Source organism: Micromonospora sp. NPDC049903, from assembly GCF_044460945.1.
GTDB lineage: Bacteria > Actinomycetota > Actinomycetes > Mycobacteriales > Micromonosporaceae > Micromonospora.
Genome location: NZ_JBITKL010000002.1, coordinates 518,624 through 539,431, shown reverse-complemented (window position 1 = coordinate 539,431; position 20,808 = coordinate 518,624). Strand labels below are relative to the sequence as shown.

The window sequence follows — 20,808 nt, the reverse complement described above, 5'->3', positions numbered from 1 at the left end:
CGGCGCGAGGTCGACGCGGTGTGTGTCGACCCGACAGTTGATCGACAGATATCACTGTCCGCCGACAGCGTGCGCCCCGAAAACCATTTCGGCAAGGTCTCCCGGTCCGCCCTCATGACAGGGCCGGTGAGGCGTATCCGAGCGCGCTTCCGACCGACACGCCCCCAGGGCGGCGCGTCGAAAAGGATGCAAAATGCTTTCGGGGCCGCGGGTCAGCCGGCGAGCAGCGCCACCGCGATCAGCACCGGGACGGCGGTCGCGGTCGACAGGAGGATCGCGTCGCGGGCCAGCACGACGCCCCGGCCGTAGCGGACGGCGTAGACGAAGACGTTCTGGGCCGTGGGCAGGGCCGCGGTGACCGTGCAGGCCAGCACCAGTGGCGCGGACAGCCCGAGGCCGTAGCGGGCCACCAGGTAGGCGACCGCCGGGTGGACCAGCGTCTTGAGCACCACGGCGAGCCGGACGTCCCACGCGGTGTCGCCGGAGCCGGGCGGCGCTGCCCCACGCAGGGACAGACCGTAGGCCAGCAGTGCGGCGGGCACCGCCATCGCGGCGACCAGTTCCACCGGCCGCATCACCGGTTCCGGCGGCGACCAGCCGGCGACGCTCACGGCCACCCCCAGGCCGCAGGCGACGGTGATCGGGTTCAGCAGAGGCCGCACCGCCGCCCGGACCACCGACCGACGCTCCCGCACCGCCGACGAATCCCGCGCCGCCGACGACTGCAGCACCGCGAACGCCAGGGGCGCCATCACGACCACCTGGAACATCAGCACCGGCGCGACGAGCGCGGCGTCACCGAGCACGTAGACCGCGATCGGGATGCCGATGTTGCCCGCGTTGACGTACGAGGCGGCGAGGGCGCCGATCGTCGCCTCGGGCGCCGGTCGTCGCCACCACAGCATCGCCACGGCCACGAATACCGCCGCGACGACGGTGGTGCTGATCAGCGTGACGAGCAGGGCCGACGAGAAGACGGTGGACACGTCGGCACGGGAGACGGTCTCGAAGAGCAGCGCGGGCGTCGCGACGAAGAACGAGACCCGGGAGAGTACGGCAGGCCCCTCCGGCCCCAACAGTCCGATGCGCCCCACCAGGTAGCCGATCGCGATGACGGTGGCGATGACGGCGAAACCGGTGAGTACGCCCTGCACCCCGTCCCCCTCCGTGGATCAGCACTAATGGTAACGGGATTCAGTTTTCTGACCGCGAAGCGACCGTCCGGATGCAAGGAAGGGACCCTTCCTATACACGAGGCGTTAGTAGGGGTCCCTTCCTTACATCCGGGTCAGCAGGTGTTGAGCATGCCGGCCAGCGCGGACTTCTCGGCGCTGTCGACGGAGAGGCCGTAGTACCACTTCACCTGGATCCAGGCGCGCGCATAGGTGCAGTGGAAGGCCGCTCGCGGCGGCTTCCACGCCGCCGGGTCCCGGTCGCCCTTGGACGAGTTGACGCTGCCGGTGACCGCCCACAACTCCGGACCGCCCAGGTCGTTGGCGTAGGTCTGCCGCCGGGCGGTGGTCCAGGACCAGGCCCCGGACCGCCACGCCTCGGCCAGCGGCACGACGTGGTCGATGGAGATGTCGGCCGGGTTCGTCCGGGTCAACCCGTCGTACGGGCTGTACCAGGACCCGGAGGTCGGATAACAGTTGGCGTCGACGACCACGTTGCTGCCGTCCCGCTTGAGGACCTGCTCCCGGGTGTTGCAGGTGCCGGTGATGGTGATCCAGTGCGGGAAGAGGTCCCGGCTGTAGCTGGACTGGTGCGACTCGGCGGCCACGGTGAGCGCGCCGAGCCGGCTCACCGCCGTGCTGTGTGACGGGATGTTGGGCGGGGTGGCGCCGGCCGGCGACGGGGCCACGACGAGGGACAGGGCGACGGCGGCCACCGCGCCGAGGGCGACGGTACGGATGCGAGTCACTGGGCGACTCCTGACTGTCACCTGCCACGGTGGGCGGGGGTCCCACCTGACGGGATGGCAGGGACAGACGGATTGTCGCAGACATCGCGATCAATGGATGCGTATCCGCCGTCAATCTGCGGTGAACGCGGCGTGAAGGCTACGCCTGCCGGATCGCCTCACCGGCGATCTCGATGCGGACGCTCTTGCCGACCAGCACCCCACCGCTCTCCAGGATCACGTTCCAGACCAGGCCGTAGTCCTCGCGGTCGATCTCGGCCGTCGCGCTGAACCCGAAGATGTCCTGCCCGTACGGGTCACGCCGGGCACCGCCGAACTCGACCTGGAGGTCGACGGGGCGGGTGATCCCCTTGACGGTCAACTCACCGGCGAGCACGAACCGAGCGGTCGCCGGGCTCGCCGGCCGGGCCGACTCCTCCGGGGCCGGCCGTCGACCGAGGCGGTGGTTCCTGAGCTTCGCCCAGTAGAAGATCGGATCGGTCTTCTCCAGTCGCGCAATTCCGGTACTGCGGTACTCGAGGGTGGGAAACGTCTCCACATCGAGGAAATCGGCGCTACGCAGATGCGTGTCCCGATCCGTACTCGCCGTATCGATACTGCCCGCTTGAATGGTCGCCTCGATCGTCGATCCAAGCGGATCCTCGGCGACGACAATCTGCGCGGTGGCGTCCCGGAACTCGCCCCGCACCGGGCTGACCATCATGTGTCGGGCGAGGAACCCGATCCGCTTGTGCGCCGGATCGAGCCGGTAGGTGCCGGGGGCGGGAATCGACAGCCCGTCCCAGATCCGTGTGGAGCTGGTCATCGCTCGCCACTTCCTCCCCCGCCTCGCGCAAGGCACCCGCCACCTGCCCGCCTCGCCGCGCGGGGCGGACGGGAACGGGCGATCGTCTGGCCAGCATAGGGAGATCAAAGGCACTCCCCCACGCTTGCGGGGTGCCGGTCGTGAGCACAATCACGGCCGCCCTCGGCGGGCCCACCCGGCAGCGGGGGACGATTCCGCGAATCGGTCGTCAAATGGTGTGCGAAGCCGATTGTCGTACGAGAGGGAATGCATCGCCCACCGCGACGCCGACGGATGACGGTCAGCCCGGCACGGTCGGTTTCCGGGCGGTCACCAACTCCCAGGTGCCGGGCAGGACGGTCACCTCGGTGAAGCCGCTTTCGGCGAGCAACGCCGTGTAGTACTCGGCCTCACGCAGCCGGCTCACGCAGGTGTCGACGCCGATCAGGAAGTAGCTCCAGAAGAACTGCATGGCCAGCCGGTCGGGGGTGCGGAACTCCTCGCAGATCAGCAGCAGGCCACCCGGTTCCAGGGCCGCGTGCGCCTGGGTCACGAGGTGCCGGGCCACCTCGTTGGGCCAGTCGTGCAGCACCCGGACGAAGGAGATCGCGTCGTAGCCGGAGGGCAGCTCCTCGGTGAGGAAGTCACCACCGACGAAACCGAGCCGGTCCGGGTGGCCCCGGGCGACGCGGGTGCGGTCCACCAGCGGTGCCACCGCGGGCAGGTTGTAGACGTCGGCGTGCAGCTCCGGCGCGGTGTCCAGGACGTGCGCGGCCAGGGTGCCGTCGCCACCGCCCACGTCCAGCAGCCGACGTCGGCCCGACCAGAGCCGGTCGGCGTGCTGCCGGACCGCCTCGACGACCGGTCCCAACCCGACGGCCATGCTGCGTTCGAAGTCGGCGGTCTGTTCGTCGGTCTTCGGCGGCCAGGCGAAGTCGTCGTCGCCCATGCTCACCTCGCCCCGCAGGCTGTCGGCGAGCCGTCCGTGCAGCAGCCGCCACGGGTAGCGGTCCCGGTCCCGTTCGAGCGCGTCCGGGCCGACCACCGCCTCGACCGCCGCGCGCAGTCCGGGCACCGACCGGTAGCGGGTGGCGCCGATGTCGTCGCCCGACTCCTCCCGGACGAGGAAGCCGAGACTCTCCAGGCAGTCGAGGAACTTGTACAGCCGCAGCGGGCGTACCTTCAGGCCGTCGGCCAGGGCGTCGAGCCGGACCGGGCCGGGCTCCAGCTCGTCGAGCAGCCCGAGCGTGAGCGCCGTCTCCAGCACGTCCATCGCCTTGGGCCCGTTGGCGAGCAGGCTCATCAACGCGCGCGGGGAGAGCGTGACGGTCATCGACCCAACTCCTTGCCCAACGCGTCCATGAACGCGTCGATCTCGTCGAGGGTGTTGTAGGCGTGCGGGCCGACCCGCAGGTGGCCGCGCCAGCTACAGATCAGCTGCTGCGCGGCCAGCCGTCGCTTGACCGCCTCGCCATCGGGCACGTCCAGGAACACCACGCCCCCGCGCCGGTGCGCGGCGGTCGGGCTGACCACCGCGATGCCGGCCTGGGCGGCGCGGTCCAGGACCCGCTGGGTGAGGGCGAGCGAGTGCCGGCGGATCGCCGGTACGCCGACGCCGGCCAGCAGGTCCAGCCCGACCTGGGAGACCAGCGAGGTCAGCGGGTACGGCGTGCCACCGGCGAACCGGCGCGCACCGGGGGCCCAGCCGGTGGAGGGCCGGAAGGTCAGCGCGCGGTCGCCGGCCTGCCAGCCGGTCGCCGCCGGTTCCAGGTGCGGCACCAGGTCGGGCCGGACGTAGAGGAAGGCGGTGCCGACGCCGCAGAGCCACTTGCTCGCGCCGCCGAGGACGGCGTCGACGCCCAGCGCGGTGACGTCCAGCGGCACCACCCCGACGGTCTGGAAGGCGTCCACCACCACCAGCGCGCCGACCCGGTGGGCCGCGGCCACCAGCCGGGGCAGGTCCACGGTGGCACCGGAGGTGAAGGCGGCGTGCGTGACGCACACCAGCAGCGTCCGCTCGTCCAGGCGGGCCTCCAGGGCGTCCTGGTCGAGGTCCGGTCCGCCGGTGCCGACCACGTCGAGTCGCGCGCCGTAGCGACCGAACGCCCGGAAGACGAACGGGACCGTCGGGAACTCCAGGTCGGTGACGATCACCCGGTCGCGGGGCGGCCGGTAGTCGAAGCAGGAGGCCAGTCGGGCCAGCAGCGTACTCAGGTTGGCGTCGGTGACCACGCTGCCCGGTGGCGCGCCGAGCAGGGCGGCCACCGAGTCGGCGTACCGGTCGAGGCCGACGTGCCAGTCCTGCCAGGCGTCGTCGCGCCAGGTGCGCAGCGTGTCCCAGTAGTCGTGCAGCACCCGCTCGGCGCCGGCGGGCACCGCGCCGGTGGAGTTGTTGTTCAGGTAGACGCAGGTGCCCAGCAGCGGGAACTCGGCGCGCAGCGCCGCGTGCACGGCCGGGTCGAGGCAGCCCGGCGTCTCGGGCCCGGGCGGGATGTCGGCGGGGTTCACGCGGGACGACCTCCGGTCGGACGGGACGGGTACGGGCCGACGGCGTCGAAGACCGGCAGGTCGCGTACCGCCGCCAGGTAGGGGGTGCCCTCGGTGTAGCCGGTGCCGGGACGGCGGCCCAGCATCCGCACCGCCACCCCGTAGTGGGTCCGCCGCCACTGCGCCAGGGCCTCGGCGAACCTGCCCATGCAGACCTCCAGCAGGCGGCGCGACGGTTCGTCCAGCCGTCCCTCGTGGACCGCGCGACGGTACGCCTCGTCGATGGTCGGCTGGCCGTCCACCACCCGGGCGCGGATCTCCGGCACGGACCGGTAGGCCACCGAGTCGAGCCGGTCCGGTGCGGGTGTACGGCAGAGCGACTCCACGAGCTTGTACGACCGGGACTGGATGGCGCTGGCGCCCTCGGTGTACTGCCGGAACGTCTGGAACGCGGCGGGCTGCATGGTGGCCAGCAGCGAGAACAACGTGCCGGCGGTGCCGAGCAGGTCGCGGGCGTACCCGAGTCGGTCGACCGCCGGGGCGGGCGGCCCGGTGCGCAGAGCGGCGACCACGCCCCGGAGTTCGTCGGCGACCCCGGCGAAGACGCACTCGTAGGCCTGGAGCACCCGGATGAACAGGTATTCGTCGTGGGTGACGTGGACCGGCAGCATGCTCAGCCGCAGCGACGGGTCGCCGGTGGTGTCCAGGCCGGCGACGACGGCGGACAGCGTGGTGGCGGCGGTGGCGGGTGTGTCGTCGTCGATCGTCGTGCGCAGGCCGAGGCGACCCAGGGCCGGCAGGGCGGCGCGGACGCCGAGCCGGCAACGCTTGGCCACCACCGCCCGCCCCGGGCGCTGCTCCGGCAGCAGTCCGGTGACCTTGGCGGCGGCCGACAGTTCGAAGGAGACCGCGTCGGCGACCAGCCGGACGACCAGCCGGTCCCGGGCCCGCCGGGCGGCGGCCCCGGTGTCGGGCGGCGGATCGTCGGTCCCGTCGGGCAGCCGGAGCAGGCGCAGCGCGAGGTAGCTGCGGTAGTCGTAGCGGCCGTCCCACTTGTCCAGCGCGACGTCGAGGAAGTCGCGCAGCAGCCGCGCCGGCTCGTCGTGCCCGGTCACCCTCGCGCGCGCCTCGTCCAGCCGGGCGAGCAGTTCCTTGTCGACGAAATGTTTGCCGACCCGGTGAAATGCGTCGACCACCTGGTCGTAGGGAAATTCATCGGGATCGGCTGCGCCCGCCGACCAGCCCGTCAATTCGCGCACGAAACCGCACCTCGACATTCCGAAGAGGATCGCAATCGGGTCGGCCGAGGGCCGAGGAAACGTCAGTGCAGAGCGGCGGATTCCGCGTCGGGGGTGTGCAGGCGCACCTGCCACAATTCCGGGAAGAATCGGTGCCCGACAAGCTTGGCGAGCATGTTCGCCGGGCTGCCCGGAGTGCCGGCCGGAGGGTGGCCACCGATCCGCAGCGCCACCTGGTAGTGCCGCACCCGCCAGGAGGACACCCGTTCGTCCCACTCCACCATCGCCTCGGCCAACCGGTGCGTCGGGTCCGTCGGGTCCAGGTCAGGCAGCGACGACGGGGCGAGGCCCCGACCGTCGAGATGGTCGTGGAAGGCCCGGCCGAGCCGGCGGCTGAGCGTCTGGACCTGCCGCCATCCCGGCGACTCGGCACCGGAGCCGTTACCCAGCGCAGGCTGCATGGCCTGGAAATCCGCTGGTGAGAGGTACCGGAGCATCTCCATCTGGTCGGTGACCAGCCGGACACCGAGGATGGCCCGACCGAGCAACGCCTCGGCCGCCACCAACTCACCGGCATCCACCCGAGCCACCGACTCGACCAACTCCGCCGCCGCCAGCTTCAGCCACAGCTCGGTGGACTGGTGCACCACCTGGAACAGCAGTTCGTCGCGGTGGATCATCTCCGCCGGGGACCGCTGCAACCCGAGCAACGCCTCCGTACGCATATAACGTGCGTAGTCCGTGGCACCGTCGCCAGGTAGCACAGGTGACTGGTCACGCTTCACGGAATTGTCCCTCCACCGGCGGCACAGCCCGAATTGGCAATGCTGGGCGACTGACGCCCGGATATTATCCAACGTGGATCTGTTCTACGCTAGACGTCGCCGGAAAATCACCGAGAGTCAACTGTCGGCGGTGCGGAGGAGAGCCGCCATCCGAATGAGCCGGTCAGTTATCATATTGACGAAAACCAGTCAACCTGTCCGACTGGGATTGCGCGCCGGACAGCGCGAGGCGGGGGGGGGGGGGGGGCGGCGCCCCCCCCCCCCCCGCGGGGGGGGGGGGGGGCGCCGGCGCCCCCCCCCCCCACCCCGGTGCGTTTCACGGCGGTGTCGACTGGCAGGCGCTCGCTACTTTCGGTGTCATGACAACTTCGGAAGGTAGCGAGGTGATCCATGGTCAGTCGGTTCTCCACCACCCGGTTCCGCTCGGTGGCCACCACCCTCGCGGTCGCCCTGACGCTGTTCCTGGGCGCGGCGGCCGGCTGTGACAGCCAGCAGGAGCCGGAACTGCCCTCGGTGCAGGAAAAGCTCCGCGAGTCCCACATCTGGGAACAGAACGTGCTGCGGATCGGAGTGGCGACCAACGAGCCGCTGATGGGCGACGTACGCGACGGTGGGCACGTCGGCTTCGACGTCGAGATCGCCCGCTACGTCGCCGCCTCGCTCGGCTTCGAGGGCGACCAGCGGATCGAGTTCGTGTCGGTCTCCACCGAGGACCGCATCCCCGCCCTCCAGGGCGGCATGGTCGACCTGGTGGTGTCCAGCTTCTCCATCACCGAGGAGCGCAAGAAGGAGGTCAGCTTCGCCGGGCCGTACCTGGTGACCACCCAGGAGGTGCTGGTCCCGAGCCGACACCGGGACACCATCCGGACCATCGAGGACCTGCGGAACCCGAAGTTCCAGATCTGCACCAGCGGTGGCTCCACCACCGAGGCGGAGCTGGAACAGCACCAGGTGCGCGCGGTGGTGGTGAAGGACGTCGGCGACTGCGTCGAGGGCATCCGGGATGGCCGGTACGACGCAGTCAGCTCGGACGAGACGATCCTCGCCGGCTTCGTCGCCCGGTATCCGACCGAGTTCGAGATCGTGGACATGCCCTTCGGCACCAGCGAACTGCTCGGCATCGGCGTGCCCATCGGCGACCCCGCGTTGCGTGACCTGGTGGCGTACTTCCTCGACAAGAGCTACCGGCAGGGACGCAACGGGGAGATCAGCCCGTGGCAGGTCGCGTACAACCGGACGCTGGGTCCGTGGCTGCGGACGGAGAAGCGGCAACCACAACCGCTCGACGTGCCCCGACTGGTCGACTTCGACGACAAGGTGCCGGGGCGATGAGCACACCGGCGGCGACCACCGGCAACGCCCCGGACGCCGACCGGCCGGTGCCGTACCAGGTGGCGCCCTCCGGACGGCCCGTGGACGACCGCGCAGGACCCGCCGACCCGGCCCCGCCGGACGGCCCCGCCAAGCCTGCCGGGCCTGCCGGGCGCGGGGACGCGGACCGGACCGAGCGCCGGGCCCGGGCCAGCCAGTCGTTCTGGACGGCGGTGGTCGGCGTACCGGCGATCTTCTCGGTGCTCCGGCTCGGCGTCGAGGCCGGCGGCGAGTTGCAGACCACGCTGCTGCTGGTGGCCAACGTGGGACCGGTCAACATGCTGGCCGGCTTCCTCACCACGGCGGCCCGCCTGCTCTGTACTGCGCTGGTCGCGGTGTTCGCGCTCGGCGGGGTGCTCGCGGCCAGCCGGGAGGCCACCGCCCGCCGCTCGCTCTTCGCCCGTTGGATGGACGTCACGCCGAGCTGGTTCATCGCGGCGAGCTTCCTGATGGCCCTGGTCACCTGGCCGCTGCTGTACCTTCCGCTGTTGTTGCCGACGCTGGCGGCGGCGTTCGGGCTCACGCCGGTCCGGCTGCACGAGCGTGCGGCGGTTCGCGCGCTCATGATCACGGCGGGGTACGCGGGCTACCTGTGGCTGCTCGCCCCCATGTTGCGCGACGCGTGGCGGCAGGCCGAACCGCTGCCGATCGCGCTGCTGGTGGTGCCGCCGCTGCTGGCGCTCTTCGTCGCCGGGCCGCTGCCCCGGGTGGTGCTGCGGGCCTTCGCCCCACTGAGTCAGGCCGCCGTGCTGGTGGTGCTGGTCTGGGCGGCGCTGCCCGTGATCAGCACACCGGTGCTGCCGCTCACCGTGACCACCGTCGGAGCCACCGCCGAGGCCACCGAGGAGATCCGGGGGCACGTGGTGACCACCGACGACGTGCACACGGTGATCCTCCAGGAGCGGGGCGGCGTCCGGTACGTACCCGTCGACTTCGTTCGCGAACAGGTGCTCTGCCCCTCCGAGGAGGAGCTGCCCCGCTACCGGCTGTGGATCCACGACTTCCACGTTGAGGACTCGCTGCTGGAGGGACTGGGCCGGCGGGTACGCCCGGTGCACCGGGTGGACGCCGCCTGCCGGTGAACTCCCGGCTCAGTAGGACTTGTCCTGACCGAGCACGTGTTGGGCGACGAAGTTCAGGATCATCTCGCGACTGACCGGGGCGATGCGACCGGCCCGTACCGCCCCGAGCAGCGTGGCCACGCCGTACTCGGTGGTCATGCCGGCACCGCCGAGCGCCTGCACGGCGGTGTCGACCGCGAGCGCGGCGGCCTCGCCGGAGGCGTACTTGGCCATGTTGGCGGAGATCCCGGCCTCCAGGTCGCGGCCCGCGTCGTAGAGCGCCGCCGCCTTCTGGATCATCAACCGGGCCAGCTCCACCTGGACGGCCGCGTGTGCCAGGGGATGGGACACGCCCTGGTGCGTACCGATGGTGCGTCCACCCCAGACCTTGCGGGTGGCGGTGTACTCCGAGGCGCGCTCGATGGCGTACCGGCCGGTGCCGGCGCCCATCGCGGCGACGGTGATGCGTTCCGGGTTGAGCCCGGAGAACAACGCCGGCAGTCCGGCGTCGAGCGACTCGCCGACCAGCGCGTCGGCGGGCAGCCGGACCTCGTCCAGATAGAGCAGGAACTGGTTCTCCGGCGAGAGGATCTCCATGTCCAGCTTGGACCAGGTCAACCCGGGCGCGTCGGTCGGCACGATGAACAGGGCCGGCTTCAACCGCTGCCCCGCGCCGTCCGTGGCGTTCTCGTCCCCGGCTCGGGCCACCACGAGGACGTGCCCGGCCTCGTCAACACCCGAGATGTAGCACTTGCGACCGGAGAGGACCCACTCGTCGCCGTCGCGGCGGGCGATGGTGCCGAGGCGGTGGAAGTTCGACCCGGCCTCCGGCTCGGTGATCGCGAAGACGATCTTCTGGGAGCCGTCGGCCAGGCCGGGCAGGTGGCGTTTGCGCTGGTCCTCGGTGCCGTGCCGGGCGATGACGGTGGCCGCGATGGCGGGGGAGACCACCAGCAGCAGCAACGGGCAACCGGCAGCGGCCAACTCCTCGCAGACGATGGCCAGGTCGGTGATGCCGCCGCCCCCGCCGCCGTACTCGGTGGGGATGTTGACGCCGAGGTAGCCGAGCCGGCCGGCCTCGTGCCACAGCTCGTCGGTGTGCTCGCCGGCCTTGGCCTTCTCCACGAAGTAGCGGTGGCCGTACCGCCGGCCCAGCGACCGGACCGCGTCGCGGAGCTGTTCCTGCTCCGGGCTCAGGTCGACGTTCATGACGATGCCTCCTCGATGGGGGTGACCACGGCCAGCACCGCGCCCGTGTCGACCTGGCCGCCGACCGCTACCGGCAGCTCGGTGACCACGCCGTCGGTCGGGGCGAGCACGGGGTGTTCCAACTTCATCGCTTCCAGGGTCAGCAGCAGGTCACCGGCGGCCACCCGCCGGCCGACCTCCACGTACACCCGGGCCACCGCCCCGGGCAGCGGGGCGAGCAGCGACCCGGCGGCCAGCTCCGCACCGGGCACCGGGAAGCGCGGCAGCGCCGTCAGGCTCGCCGCCCCGTCCGGGCCGTCCACGAAGATCGACGCACCGACCAGGTGCACCCGGTACGCCCGACGCACCCCGTCGACGTCGAGCACCACCCGCTCCGGGCCCGCCTCGACCAGGGTGACCGCCGGTGACCTGTCCTCCGGCGTCCCGGTCTTCTGCGTCCCGGTCGCCGGCGTTGTCGACCACTCGGCGAGACCGCCGGCGCGGTCCAGCCGGTAACGCACCTCGACCTCCCCGTCCGGGCCGGTGAACTGGGCGACCTGCGGGAAGGCGGGCACGTTGCGCCACCCGGAGGGCAGTCCGGCCAGCACCGGCGCGGCAGCACGCCGGGCCGCCGCCGAGGCCAGCGCGGCGGCGAGCGCGGCCAGCGGCACCTCGCCGGGCGGCAGCAGCGGGGCGAAGACCTGGGGATGGCGTTCCAGGAACCCGGTGTCGACCTCCAGCGCGCCGAACTCCCGGCTGCGCAGCACCCGGACCAGCAGGTCCCGGTTGGTGGTCACGCCGTGCAGCTCGGCGCGGGCCAGCGCGGCGGCCAGCGTACGGGCGGCCTCGGCACGGGTGGGCGCCCAGGCGACCAGCTTGGCCAGCATCGAGTCGTAGTGCACCTGCACCGCCGAGCCGTCCCGCACCCCGGAGTCGAGCCGCAGGCCCCGGGTCGGCGCGAACTGACCGACCACCCCGGGGACCGCGAACCGGTGCAGGGTGCCGGTGGCGGGCAGGAAATCCTGGGCCGGGTCCTCGGCGCAGAGCCGCACCTCGATCGCGTGGCCCTCGACCGGCGGCGTCACCGTCAGCGGCAGCGGCTCGCCCTCGGCGACCAGCAGTTGCAGCCGGACCAGGTCCAGTCCGGTGACCGCCTCGGTCACCGGATGTTCCACCTGGAGACGGGTGTTCATCTCCAGGAAGTGGAAGTCGCCGTCCGGCGCGAGCAGGAACTCCACCGTGCCCGCGCCGACGTAGTCGACGGCCCGGCCGGCGGCCACCGCCGCCGCGTGCAGCCGTTCCCGCAGCTCCGGGGTGAGCACCGCCGGAGCCTCCTCGACGATCTTCTGATGCCGGCGCTGGATCGAACAGTCCCGTTCGCCGAGCGCCAGCACGCTGCCGTGCCGGTCGCCGACGATCTGCACCTCGACGTGGCGGCCCCGCTCGACGTACCGCTCGATGAAGACGGTGCCGTCGCCGAACGCCGACGCCGCCTCGCGGCCCGCGCTCGCCACCGCCTCGGCGAGACCGTCGGCGTCCCGGACGATGCGCATGCCGCGCCCGCCACCACCGGCGGACGCCTTCACCAGCACCGGGAAGTCGGTGACCTGGCCCGGATCGGTCCAGGAGGGCAGCATCGGCACGCCCGCCTCGGCGAGCAGCGTCTTGGCGGCGAGCTTGTCGCCCATCGCCGCGATCGCCTTCGCCGAAGGGCCGATCCAGGTCAGCCCGGCGTCGGTCACCGCCGCCGCGACGTCGGCGTTCTCGGCGAGGAAGCCGTAGCCCGGGTGCACGGCGTCCGCGCCGCACCGGCGCGCAGCCGCCAGGATCAGGTCGATCCGCAGGTACGTCTCGGCGGGCGTGTTCCCCGGCAGGCGTACCGCCTGGTCGGCCTCGGCGACGAAGGGCGCGTCAGCGTCCGCGTCGGAGTGCACCGCGACCGTCTCGACGCCGAGCACCCGACAGGTGGCGATGATCCGGCGGGCGATCTCGCCCCGGTTGGCGACCAGAAGCCTGGTGATCATGGCAGCAGAGCCTTTCTCGCGCTAACGGGGCCTGTCTTTGGTTCGCGACTGCGGGACTCCGCTGCGCTGCGTTCCTCGCGCTCACGGGGGTTCACATCCGGAAGACGCCGAAGCCGGCGGCACCGCGTACCGGTGCGTTGTGCACTGCCGACAGACAGAGCCCGAGGACGGTACGGGTGTCCCGGGGATCGATCACCCCGTCGTCGTAGAGCCGTCCGGAGAGGAACAGCGCGCCGGACTGGGACTCGATCTGCTGCTCGACCATCATCCGCATGGCGGCGTCGGAGTCCTCGTCGAACTCGTGGCCCCGGGCGGCGGCGGCCTGCCGGGCCACGATGGACAGCACGCCGGCCAACTGGGCCGGACCCATCACCGCGGAGCGCGCGTTCGGCCAGGTGAACAGGAACCTCGGCTCGTACGCCCGGCCGCACATGCCGTAGTTCCCGGCCCCGTACGAGGCGCCCAGGTTGACCGTCAGGTGCGGCACCGTCGAGTTCGACACCGCGTTGATCATCAGAGCGCCGTGCTTGATGATGCCGCGCTGCTCGTACTCGGTGCCGACCATGTAGCCGGTGGTGTTCTGCAGGAAGATCAGCGGGGTGTCGGCGGCGTTGGCGAGCTGGATGAACTGCGTCGCCTTCTGCGCCTCCTCGCTGAACAGCACCCCCCGGGCGTTCGCCAGTACGCCGACCGGGTACCCGTGCAGTTCACCCCACCCGGTGACCAGAGCGGTGCCGTACGCCGGCTTGAACTCGTCGAACTCGCTGCCGTCGAGCAGTCGGGCGAGCACCTCGCGCGGATCGAACGGCACCTTGAGATCGGCGCTGACGATGCCGAGCAACTCCTCCGGGTCGTGCCGGGGCGGGCGCGGGTGCGGCGTACGCGGACCCGGCCCCTGTTTGCGCCAGTTCAACCGGCGGACGCACTGTCGGGCCAGCCGGATGCCGTCCCGCTCGTCGGCGGCGAGGAAGTCGGCCAGGCCGCTGCGGGTGGCGTGCATCGCCGCACCACCCAGCGACTCGTCGTCGGCGTCCTCGCCGGTGGCCATCTTCACCAGCGGCGGCCCGGCCAGGTAGACCTGCGAGCGCTCCCGGATCATGATGGTGAAGTCCGACATCCCGGGCACGTACGCGCCACCGGCGGTGGCGTTGCCGAAGACCACGCTGACCGTGGGGATCTTCTCGGCCGAGAGCCGGGTCAGGTCACGGAACACCCGGCCGCCCGGAATGAAGATCTCCGCCTGGGTGGGCAGGTCCGCGCCGGCCGACTCGACCAGGTTCACCATCGGCAGCCGGTTGGCCAGCGCGATCTCCCCGGCCCGCCGGGTCTTCGCCAGCGACCACGGGTTCACCGCACCGCCGCGTACCGTCGGGTCGTTCGCCACGATCAGGCACTCGACGCCCTCGACCACCCCGATTCCGGTCACCACGCTGGCCCCGACCGGAAAGTCCGTGCCGTACGCGGCCACCGGGGACAGTTCCAGGAACGGGCTGTCCCGGTCCAGCAGCAGCTCGATGCGCTCGCGCGGGAGCAGCTTGCCGCGCGCGTGGTGCCGGGTCACGTACTTCTCGCCACCGCCGGCCCGTGCCTGGTCGAGCGCGGCGTCCAGCTCGGCGATCCGGTCCCGCAACGCCTCCCGGTTTGCCCGGTGGGTCGGCGAGGTGAGGTCGACCGTGCTCTGCAACGTGGTCATAGGCCGATGCCCTTCGCGACGATCTCGTTCATGATCTCGGTGGTGCCGCCGCCGATGCCGAGGATCCGGGCGTCCCGGTAGTGCCGCTCCACCTCGGCGTCGCGCAGGTAGCCGAAGCCGCCGTGCAGTTGCAGGGCCTGGTCGACCACCCAGTCACCGGCCGCCACGGCCACGTTCTTGGCCATCGCCACCTCGGTCACCACCGGCTCCCCGGCGACGACCCGGGCGGCCACCTGGTGCACGTACGCCCGGGCGGCCTCGGCGCGGGTGTGCATCTCGGCCAGCCGGTGCCGGACCACCTGCCGCCCGACCAACGGACGACCGAACGTGGACCGGTCCCGGCACCAGCGCACGGACAGCTCGACGCAGCGCTGCGCGATCGCGTACGCCTGGGTGGCCAGGGAGAGCCGCTCGGCGGCGAAGTGCTGCATGATCGCGAGAAAGGCGGTGCCCTCCTCGCCGATCCGGTTCGCCACCGGGACGCGTACGTCGACGAAGGAGAGTTCGGCGGTGTCCGAGCAGTGCCAGCCGAGCTTCTCCAGCCGTCGCCCGACGGTGAACCCGGGCATGCCCTTCTCGATCACCAGCAGGCTCAACTCGCCGCCGCCCGGTGGGCCGGTCCGCACCGCCGTGGTCACGAAGTCAGCCCGGACGCCACTGGTGATGTACGTCTTCGCACCGTTGACCACGTAGTACTCGCCGTCGCGGCGGGCATGGGTGCGGATCCCGGCGACGTCGGAGCCGGTCTCCGGCTCGGTGACGGCGAGCGCACCGATCGTCGTACCGGCGAGCGTCGGCCGGACGTACCGGTCGACCAGGTCGTCATCGGCCGGCGGGCGCTGCACCGGCGGGCCGGCCGCGCCCGGGAGCGTGCCGCCGAGCCGGCCGCCGGCCGCGGTGACCATGTGCGGCAGCGCGATGCCGTGCGTGAACAGCGCCGCGACCAGCCCCGACGATCCGCCGGAGCGGATCATCTCCTCGGTGACGACGATCGAGTCGAGCAGGTCGCCGCCGCTGCCGCCGACCGACTCGGGGAAACCGACGCCGAGCAGCCCGGTCCGCGCGGCGGTGACGTGCAGCGCGCGGGGCACCTCACCGGCCTTCTCCCAGTCGGCCAGGTGCGGCAGCACCTCCCGGGTCACGAAGGCCCGGGTCAGCTCGCGCAACTGACGCCGCTCCGGCGTGTCCACGATGGTCACGCCTGCGGCCCCCCGGCCGCCGCCGGTCCGGCGGGCAGCTCCGCGTCGGCCGATGCCGGCCCGGTGGGCAGCTCCGCCGGCAGGTCGACCACCCGGGCGCGGAGCAGCTCGCCGAGCGCCTTGGCCTGTGGGTCGAACCGGGTCGATCCGGCGACCCCGGGCCCGAGCAGTCCCTCGATCACGAAGTTGACCGCGCGCAGGTTCGGCAGCTCGTACCGTCGCACGGTCAGCGGGGCCGTCTCCGGCAGCAGCTCGGCCAACCTGGCCACGGTCAGCCAACCGCGCAGCCACGCCCAGGTCGCATCGGTACGCGCCCACACGCCGAGGTTCGCGTCGCCGCCCTTGTCGCCCGAGCGCGCCCCGACCAGCTCCCCGAGCGGCCCCCGCCGCACCGCCGCCGGATGCAAGGAGGGGTCCCCTGCTATCGCCTGGTGTATAGGAAGGGACCCCTCCTTACACCGCACCGGGGGTGGGGGGATGGGGCGGCGGGTGCCGTCGGGCAGTACGGCGACGTGGGTGACCGCGTCCTGCGGAACGGTGTCGGTGGTGAAGACGCCGTACGGGGTGGCGTCGCCGGGCAGCGTGGTCAGCGTGCAACCGGGGTACGAGGCCAGCGCCAACTCCACCGCCGCCGCCGAGAAGGTCCGCCCGGCCCGCGTCCGGTCGCCGTCGCGCAGGTGTACGTGCACCAGCGCGCTCGCCACCTCGGTGTCGGTCGCATCCGGGTGGTCGGTACGGGCCAACTGGAACTCCAGCCCGTCGGTGCCGACCGCCGCCTCCAGTTGTGCCCGGACCAGGGCCGCCTTCGCCTCGATGTCCAGCCCGCAGAGCACGAACGTCATCGAGTTGCGGAAACCGCCGAGGTTGTTGACGCCCACCTTGAGCGTCTCCGGCGGTGGCGTGCCCCGGACACCGCAGACGCGTACCCGGTCCGGCCCGTCCGGGCTCAGCGCGACCGTGTCCAACCGGGTCACCACGTCCGGCCCGAGGTACGCGGGCGCACCGACCTCATAGAGCAGTTGCGCGGTGACCGTCTCGACGGTGACCGCGCCGCCGGTGCCGGGGTGCTTGGTCAGCACCGACGAGCCGTCGCGACGCAGCTCGGCGACGGGGAAGCCGGGCCGATGGCCGCCGTCGGGCAGCTCGGTGAAGAAGCTGTAGTTGCCGCCGGTGACCTGTGCCCCGCACTCGATCAGGTGCCCGGCCACGGTGGCGCCGGCCAGCGCGTCCAGATCGTCGTGCGTCCAGCCGAAGTGGGCCACGGCCGGGCCGACCACCAGGGAAGCGTCGGTGACCCGGCCGGTCACCACCACGTCCGCCCCGGCGTCGAGGCAGGCGGCGATACCGAACGCCCCGAGGTACGCGTTCGCGGTGAGCGCGTCCGGGCGGGCCAGGGCGTCGCCTTCGACGTACCCGACCCGCACGGGCAGCCCGAGCCGGTCGGCGAGGGTGCGGATCGCGGCGGCCAGCCCGGCCGGGTGGAGTCCGCCGGCGTTGGTGACCAGCGCGACCCGACGGTCCAAGGCGGTGCCGAGGCAGCCTTCGAGCTGTCGCAGGAACGTCCTCGCGTACCCCAGGTCGGGGTCGCGCATCCGGTCCCGGCCGAGGATCAGCATGGTCAACTCGGCCAGGTAGTCGCCGGTCAGCACGTCCAGTTCGCCGCCGTCGAGCATCTCCTGCCAGGCGGAGAACCGGTCGCCGTAGAAGCCGGACGCGTTGCCGACCCGCAGCACATCGGTGCCGGCCGGTCGGCCGGACGCGCTCACGCGGCGGCTCCGGCCCGGTCGTCGCCCGGTGACCGGGGCGCGGGGGCGGGACCGGGTGGTCCGGCGAACGCCTGTGCCACGTCGAGCCACGCGGCGGCCACCGGCCCGTCGGCGACCAGGGCGGTGTCGGCGCGGTGTCGCCGCCGGGTCACCAGCAGACAGAAGTCGTGCGCCGGGCCGGTGACCCGGTCGGTCGCGTCGGGCGGACCGAAGGCCCAGGTGTCCCCGGCCGGTGCCCGCAGCTCGACCCGGACCGGCACCGTCGGCACCGCCCGGCCGTGCGCGGCGAAGCTGTGCCCGACGGTACGGGAGCCTAGGTGTGCGATGTGCCGCAGCCGGGCGGTGGCCGGCCGGGACACGCCCAGCGCGTCGGCCACGTCCTCGCCGTGCGCCCAGGTCTCCATGATCCGCGCGGTGGCCATCGAGGCGGGCGACATGCGGGTGCCGTACCAGGGCAGTCGCTGTCCGGTCGGAGCGGCGGCGAGTGACGCTGCGAGCGTGCTGCGGCCGACCCGCCAGCGGCTCAGCAGCACCTCCGGCGGGGCGAGGAACGCCTCCGCGCCCGCGTCGACCAGACGGGCCGGGTCCGGGGCGGCGGCGATCGAGGCGTGGAACGCGTCCGGGTCGGTCGCGGCCAGGTGGGACACATGGTCGGTCCAGGCCAGGTGGGCGATCTGGTGGGCGACCGTCCAGCCCGCCGCCGGGGTGGGCCGCTCCCACTCCGCCTCGGGCAGGGGCGCGACGAGCGCGTCGAGCTGCGCGGACTCGGCGGCCAGGTCGGTGAGCAGGACGGCCAGGTCGACCACGGTGCCTCCGGTGGGGGATCAGTCCCGCTCGCCTTCCGGCTGGGCGTCGGCGGGGGTGAGCAGGGTGGTGAACTGGCGTTTCCAGGCGTGCAGCAGGGCGGCCCGGCGGGCCGAGTCGTCACTGAGCAGGTTGGCCACGCCGAGTCCTCGGAGCAGGTCGAGGGTGGCCTGCACCGCCTCGCGTACGCCCGGCCGTCGCTCGTCCACGCCGAGCAGCTCGACGGTCAGTCGGTGCATCTCCCGCCCGACCCGGGTCTCCAGGGGCAGCAACGCGGCCCGCAGTTCGGCGTCGGTGCGGGCGGCCACCCAGAGTTCGAGGGCGGCCACGAAGAGCGGCCCGGTGAAGGCGGCGGCGAGCAGGTCGACCACCCGGTCCAGCCGACGGGGGCCGGCCGGCAGCGCCTCCGCCTCGGCCCGCAACTCCGCCGCCCGGCGTTCGGTCAGGTGTGTCACGGCGGCGGTGACCAGGGCGGTCCGGGTCGGGTAGTGGTGCAGCTGGGCGCCTCGGGAGACGCCGGCCCGGGCCGCCACCACCGTGGTCGTGGTGCCGGACCAGCCGTGCTCGACCAGGCACTCGACGGTCGCCTCCAGCAGCCGGGCCTGGGTGGCGCGGCTGCGCTGCTGCTGAGGGACGCGGGTCGATGCGGGAGGCACGGACACAGCCTGCCGCCCGAAAAACAAACAGTCAAGACTGACTTTTTTGCGGCCGGGCAGTGCGCCGCCCGTCACGGTCACCGGCGACGGCGGCGAATCCGGACACGAAAACCGCCCGGCCGCGACCCCGCCTGGACACGACACCGCCCGGCCGCGAGTGGGCGACCGGGCGGTGGAGGAAAGAGGGTGGTCAGACCCGCGCGCGGCGGGCCAGGCGCTCCGGGTCGAGGATGATGATGCTCTTGCCGTCCAGCCGGAGCCAGCCCCGCGAGGCGAAGTCGGCCAGCGCCTTGTTGACCGTCTCGCGGGAGGCGCCGACGAGCTGGGCGATCTCCTCCTGGGTCAGGTCGTGCGTCACGCGCAACACGCCGCCGTCCCGGGTGCCGAAGCGGCCGGCCATCTGGAGCAGGTTCTTGGCGACCCGGCCGGGGACGTCGGTGAAGATCAGGTCGGCCAGGGCGTCGTTGGTCCGGCGCAGTCGGCGAGCGAGCACGCGCAGCAGCTGCTCGGCGATCTCCGGCCGGTTGTTCAGCCACGGACGCAGCGCCTGCTTGCGCAGCCGGGCCAGGCGGCTGTCGGTCACCGCGGTGGCGGTGGCCGTACGCGGACCCGGGTCGAACAGCGACAGCTCGCCCACCATGTCCGACGGGCCCATCACCGCGATCAGGTTCTGCCGGCCGTCCGCGGCCCGTCGTCCGACCTTGATCTTGCCGGACAGCAGGATGTAGAGACTGTCGCCGGGCTCGCCCTCGTTGAACACGACCTCGCCCTTGCGGACCTCGATCGTCTCCATCTCCTTGGCGAGCGCCTCGGCAGCCTCCGGGTCGACTCCCTGGAAGATCCCGCTGCGGGCCAGTACCTCGTCCATCGCGCACCTCCGGTTGCGCGTGCCGTCTGTCGGCCGGGTCGCCGTCCGCTGATCCCTCGCGCGCCGCCCAGTCTAGGCGCACGTGAGCAGGAATCAGAGGTGCACCCCTGGAATCTTGATCGTTGGGCGTAACCTTCCCGTGTCGGTCGCCCGGTACCATCGCTCGCCCGCGCGGGCCGCCGACGACCGGCGAGGCCGTCGGCCGTAGGGTCACGGCGTGCTGAGCGAGCCCCAGGTGACCACCCGCCACGAGGACGGAAGGGACATTCCGCTACTCGTGTGGCGCGCCGTGCGGCCGTTGCGGGCAGTCGGCACCGGCCCGCTCGGTGGCGGGCTCGGCGTACGGCGATGGGTGCTGAACGCGACCGTGCCGATGTCGTACGACCGGGACGACCCCGCCGACCACCTGGCCGGCATGGCCCGGCGGCTCGGCCTCGACGGACCCGGGGTGGGTCTGCTGACCGGCGTCGACGTGACCGAGGTGGTCGCCCGGACCGACACCGGCGTGCAGGTCTGGGCCACCGTCGGCCTGGGTACCCCGGTGCCCGCGGCGGCACCCGACGTGGCGGCCCCGGCCCAGCGGGTCGGCACGGTCAACATCGTGGTGTATGTGCCGGCTCGGCTCGGCGACGCGGCCCTGGTCAACGCGGTGGCCACCGCGACGGAGGCGAAGGCGCAGGCGATCTCGGACCTCGGCCTGCCCGGCACCGGCACCCCGACGGACGCGGTCACGGTGCTCTGCCCGCCGGACGGGCCGGTCAGCGCCTACGGCGGCCCGCGCTCGGCCTGGGGCGCCCCGCTGGCCCGCGCGGTGCACGCGGCGGTCGCGGCGGTCGGCACCGACACCGTCGTCCCATGGTCGGATCGGCTCCGAGGCTGAATCCTCCACCCGATCGGCCGTCGTCGCGGTGTTTCCCGCCCGGTAGGGTCGCCCCCGATGTATGCTCGCGCCCCCCTCGCGTC

18 protein-coding genes are annotated in these 20,808 nt (G+C 72.5%); 3 read left to right on the top strand and 15 right to left on the bottom strand.

Features of this window, described 5'->3' with window-relative positions; all coding sequences use genetic code 11:
• Positions 1-212: 212 nt before the first annotated feature.
• The 7 genes from ACIBO1_RS07285 to ACIBO1_RS07255 form a co-directional block, all read right to left on the bottom strand.
• Complete coding sequence (locus ACIBO1_RS07285; protein ID WP_396742246.1) at positions 213-1,154, bottom strand: AEC family transporter; 942 nt, start codon at positions 1,152-1,154, stop codon at positions 213-215.
• 134 nt (positions 1,155-1,288) lie between these two features.
• Positions 1,289-1,921 carry an HNH endonuclease family protein gene (locus tag ACIBO1_RS07280; protein WP_396742244.1) on the bottom strand — a complete coding sequence of 211 codons (633 nt, stop codon included), beginning with the start codon at positions 1,919-1,921 and terminating at the stop codon, positions 1,289-1,291.
• Between the two features lie 139 nt (positions 1,922-2,060).
• Positions 2,061-2,726, bottom strand: a complete 666-nt coding sequence (locus ACIBO1_RS07275; protein WP_396742242.1) for a YceI family protein — start codon at positions 2,724-2,726, stop codon at positions 2,061-2,063.
• Between the two features lie 280 nt (positions 2,727-3,006).
• On the bottom strand, positions 3,007-4,038 hold the full coding sequence (locus tag ACIBO1_RS07270; protein ID WP_396742240.1) for a methyltransferase: 1,032 nt from the start codon (positions 4,036-4,038) through the stop codon (positions 3,007-3,009).
• Positions 4,035-5,213 (bottom strand): aminotransferase class V-fold PLP-dependent enzyme, encoded by a 1,179-nt coding sequence (locus ACIBO1_RS07265; protein WP_396742238.1) that lies wholly within the window; start codon positions 5,211-5,213, stop codon positions 4,035-4,037. Before ACIBO1_RS07265 ends, ACIBO1_RS07270 begins: the two co-directional genes overlap by 4 nt.
• Positions 5,210-6,469 carry a tryptophan 2,3-dioxygenase family protein gene (locus ACIBO1_RS07260; protein ID WP_396742236.1) on the bottom strand — a complete coding sequence of 420 codons (1,260 nt, stop codon included), beginning with the start codon at positions 6,467-6,469 and terminating at the stop codon, positions 5,210-5,212. The genes ACIBO1_RS07265 and ACIBO1_RS07260 overlap by 4 nt, the downstream gene beginning before the upstream one ends.
• 44 nt (positions 6,470-6,513) lie before the next feature.
• Positions 6,514-7,215 carry a tryptophan 2,3-dioxygenase family protein gene (locus ACIBO1_RS07255; protein WP_396742234.1) on the bottom strand — a complete coding sequence of 234 codons (702 nt, stop codon included), beginning with the start codon at positions 7,213-7,215 and terminating at the stop codon, positions 6,514-6,516.
• A 390-nt stretch (positions 7,216-7,605) separates the two neighbouring features.
• On the opposite strand from ACIBO1_RS07255, the gene ACIBO1_RS07250 reads away from it, so the two are divergent.
• Entirely contained in the window at positions 7,606-8,547 is a 942-nt protein-coding gene (locus ACIBO1_RS07250) for a transporter substrate-binding domain-containing protein (protein WP_396742232.1), read from the top strand.
• Positions 8,544-9,668 carry a hypothetical protein gene (locus tag ACIBO1_RS07245; RefSeq protein ID WP_396742230.1) on the top strand — a complete coding sequence of 375 codons (1,125 nt, stop codon included), beginning with the start codon at positions 8,544-8,546 and terminating at the stop codon, positions 9,666-9,668. Before ACIBO1_RS07250 ends, ACIBO1_RS07245 begins: the two co-directional genes overlap by 4 nt.
• A gap of 9 nt (positions 9,669-9,677) precedes the next feature.
• Here ACIBO1_RS07245 and ACIBO1_RS07240 read toward each other — a convergent pair whose 3' ends face one another.
• The 8 genes from ACIBO1_RS07240 to ACIBO1_RS07205 all read right to left on the bottom strand — a co-directional run bounded on the left by ACIBO1_RS07240 (position 9,678) and on the right by ACIBO1_RS07205 (position 19,845).
• Positions 9,678-10,856, bottom strand: a complete 1,179-nt coding sequence (locus ACIBO1_RS07240) for an acyl-CoA dehydrogenase family protein (protein WP_396742228.1) — start codon at positions 10,854-10,856, stop codon at positions 9,678-9,680.
• Positions 10,853-12,859, bottom strand: a complete 2,007-nt coding sequence (locus ACIBO1_RS07235) for a biotin carboxylase N-terminal domain-containing protein (RefSeq protein WP_396742226.1) — start codon at positions 12,857-12,859, stop codon at positions 10,853-10,855. The genes ACIBO1_RS07240 and ACIBO1_RS07235 overlap by 4 nt, the downstream gene beginning before the upstream one ends.
• A 91-nt stretch (positions 12,860-12,950) precedes the next feature.
• Positions 12,951-14,552: an acyl-CoA carboxylase subunit beta gene (locus ACIBO1_RS07230; RefSeq protein ID WP_396742224.1), complete on the bottom strand. Its 1,602-nt coding sequence runs from the start codon at positions 14,550-14,552 to the stop codon at positions 12,951-12,953.
• Positions 14,549-15,751 (bottom strand): acyl-CoA dehydrogenase family protein, encoded by a 1,203-nt coding sequence (locus ACIBO1_RS07225; RefSeq protein ID WP_396742222.1) that lies wholly within the window; start codon positions 15,749-15,751, stop codon positions 14,549-14,551. Before ACIBO1_RS07225 ends, ACIBO1_RS07230 begins: the two co-directional genes overlap by 4 nt.
• On the bottom strand, positions 15,748-17,517 hold the full coding sequence (locus ACIBO1_RS07220; RefSeq protein ID WP_396742220.1) for an acyclic terpene utilization AtuA family protein: 1,770 nt from the start codon (positions 17,515-17,517) through the stop codon (positions 15,748-15,750). The genes ACIBO1_RS07225 and ACIBO1_RS07220 overlap by 4 nt, the downstream gene beginning before the upstream one ends.
• On the bottom strand, positions 17,514-18,323 hold the full coding sequence (locus ACIBO1_RS07215) for a TIGR03084 family metal-binding protein (protein WP_396742218.1): 810 nt from the start codon (positions 18,321-18,323) through the stop codon (positions 17,514-17,516). Before ACIBO1_RS07215 ends, ACIBO1_RS07220 begins: the two co-directional genes overlap by 4 nt.
• Before the next feature lie 18 nt (positions 18,324-18,341).
• The gene (locus ACIBO1_RS07210) at positions 18,342-18,977 is read right to left on the bottom strand and encodes a TetR/AcrR family transcriptional regulator (RefSeq protein WP_396742217.1); all 636 of its coding nucleotides are present in this window, start codon (positions 18,975-18,977) and stop codon (positions 18,342-18,344) included.
• A gap of 190 nt (positions 18,978-19,167) precedes the next feature.
• Positions 19,168-19,845, bottom strand: a complete 678-nt coding sequence (locus ACIBO1_RS07205; RefSeq protein WP_013736306.1) for a Crp/Fnr family transcriptional regulator — start codon at positions 19,843-19,845, stop codon at positions 19,168-19,170.
• A gap of 217 nt (positions 19,846-20,062) precedes the next feature.
• On the opposite strand from ACIBO1_RS07205, the gene ACIBO1_RS07200 reads away from it, so the two are divergent.
• On the top strand, positions 20,063-20,725 hold the full coding sequence (locus ACIBO1_RS07200) for an adenosylcobinamide amidohydrolase (RefSeq protein ID WP_396742215.1): 663 nt from the start codon (positions 20,063-20,065) through the stop codon (positions 20,723-20,725).
• The last annotated feature ends 83 nt before the right edge of the window (positions 20,726-20,808 follow it).

Bases quoted from the DNA above. Each gene is read 5' to 3' on its own strand.
- ACIBO1_RS07275 (WP_396742242.1), bottom strand. From the start codon at position 2,726: ATGACCAGCTCCACACGGATCTGGGACGGGCTGTCGATTCCCGCCCCC.
- ACIBO1_RS07270 (WP_396742240.1), bottom strand. From the start codon at position 4,038: ATGACCGTCACGCTCTCCCCGCGCGCGTTGATGAGCCTGCTCGCCAAC.
- ACIBO1_RS07260 (WP_396742236.1), bottom strand. From the start codon at position 6,469: ATGTCGAGGTGCGGTTTCGTGCGCGAATTGACGGGCTGGTCGGCGGGC.
- ACIBO1_RS07250 (WP_396742232.1), top strand. From the start codon at position 7,606: ATGGTCAGTCGGTTCTCCACCACCCGGTTCCGCTCGGTGGCCACCACC.
- ACIBO1_RS07245 (WP_396742230.1), top strand. From the start codon at position 8,544: ATGAGCACACCGGCGGCGACCACCGGCAACGCCCCGGACGCCGACCGG.
- ACIBO1_RS07240 (WP_396742228.1), bottom strand. From the start codon at position 10,856: ATGAACGTCGACCTGAGCCCGGAGCAGGAACAGCTCCGCGACGCGGTC.
- ACIBO1_RS07235 (WP_396742226.1), bottom strand. From the start codon at position 12,859: ATGATCACCAGGCTTCTGGTCGCCAACCGGGGCGAGATCGCCCGCCGG.
- ACIBO1_RS07230 (WP_396742224.1), bottom strand. From the start codon at position 14,552: ATGACCACGTTGCAGAGCACGGTCGACCTCACCTCGCCGACCCACCGG.
- ACIBO1_RS07205 (WP_013736306.1), bottom strand. From the start codon at position 19,845: ATGGACGAGGTACTGGCCCGCAGCGGGATCTTCCAGGGAGTCGACCCG.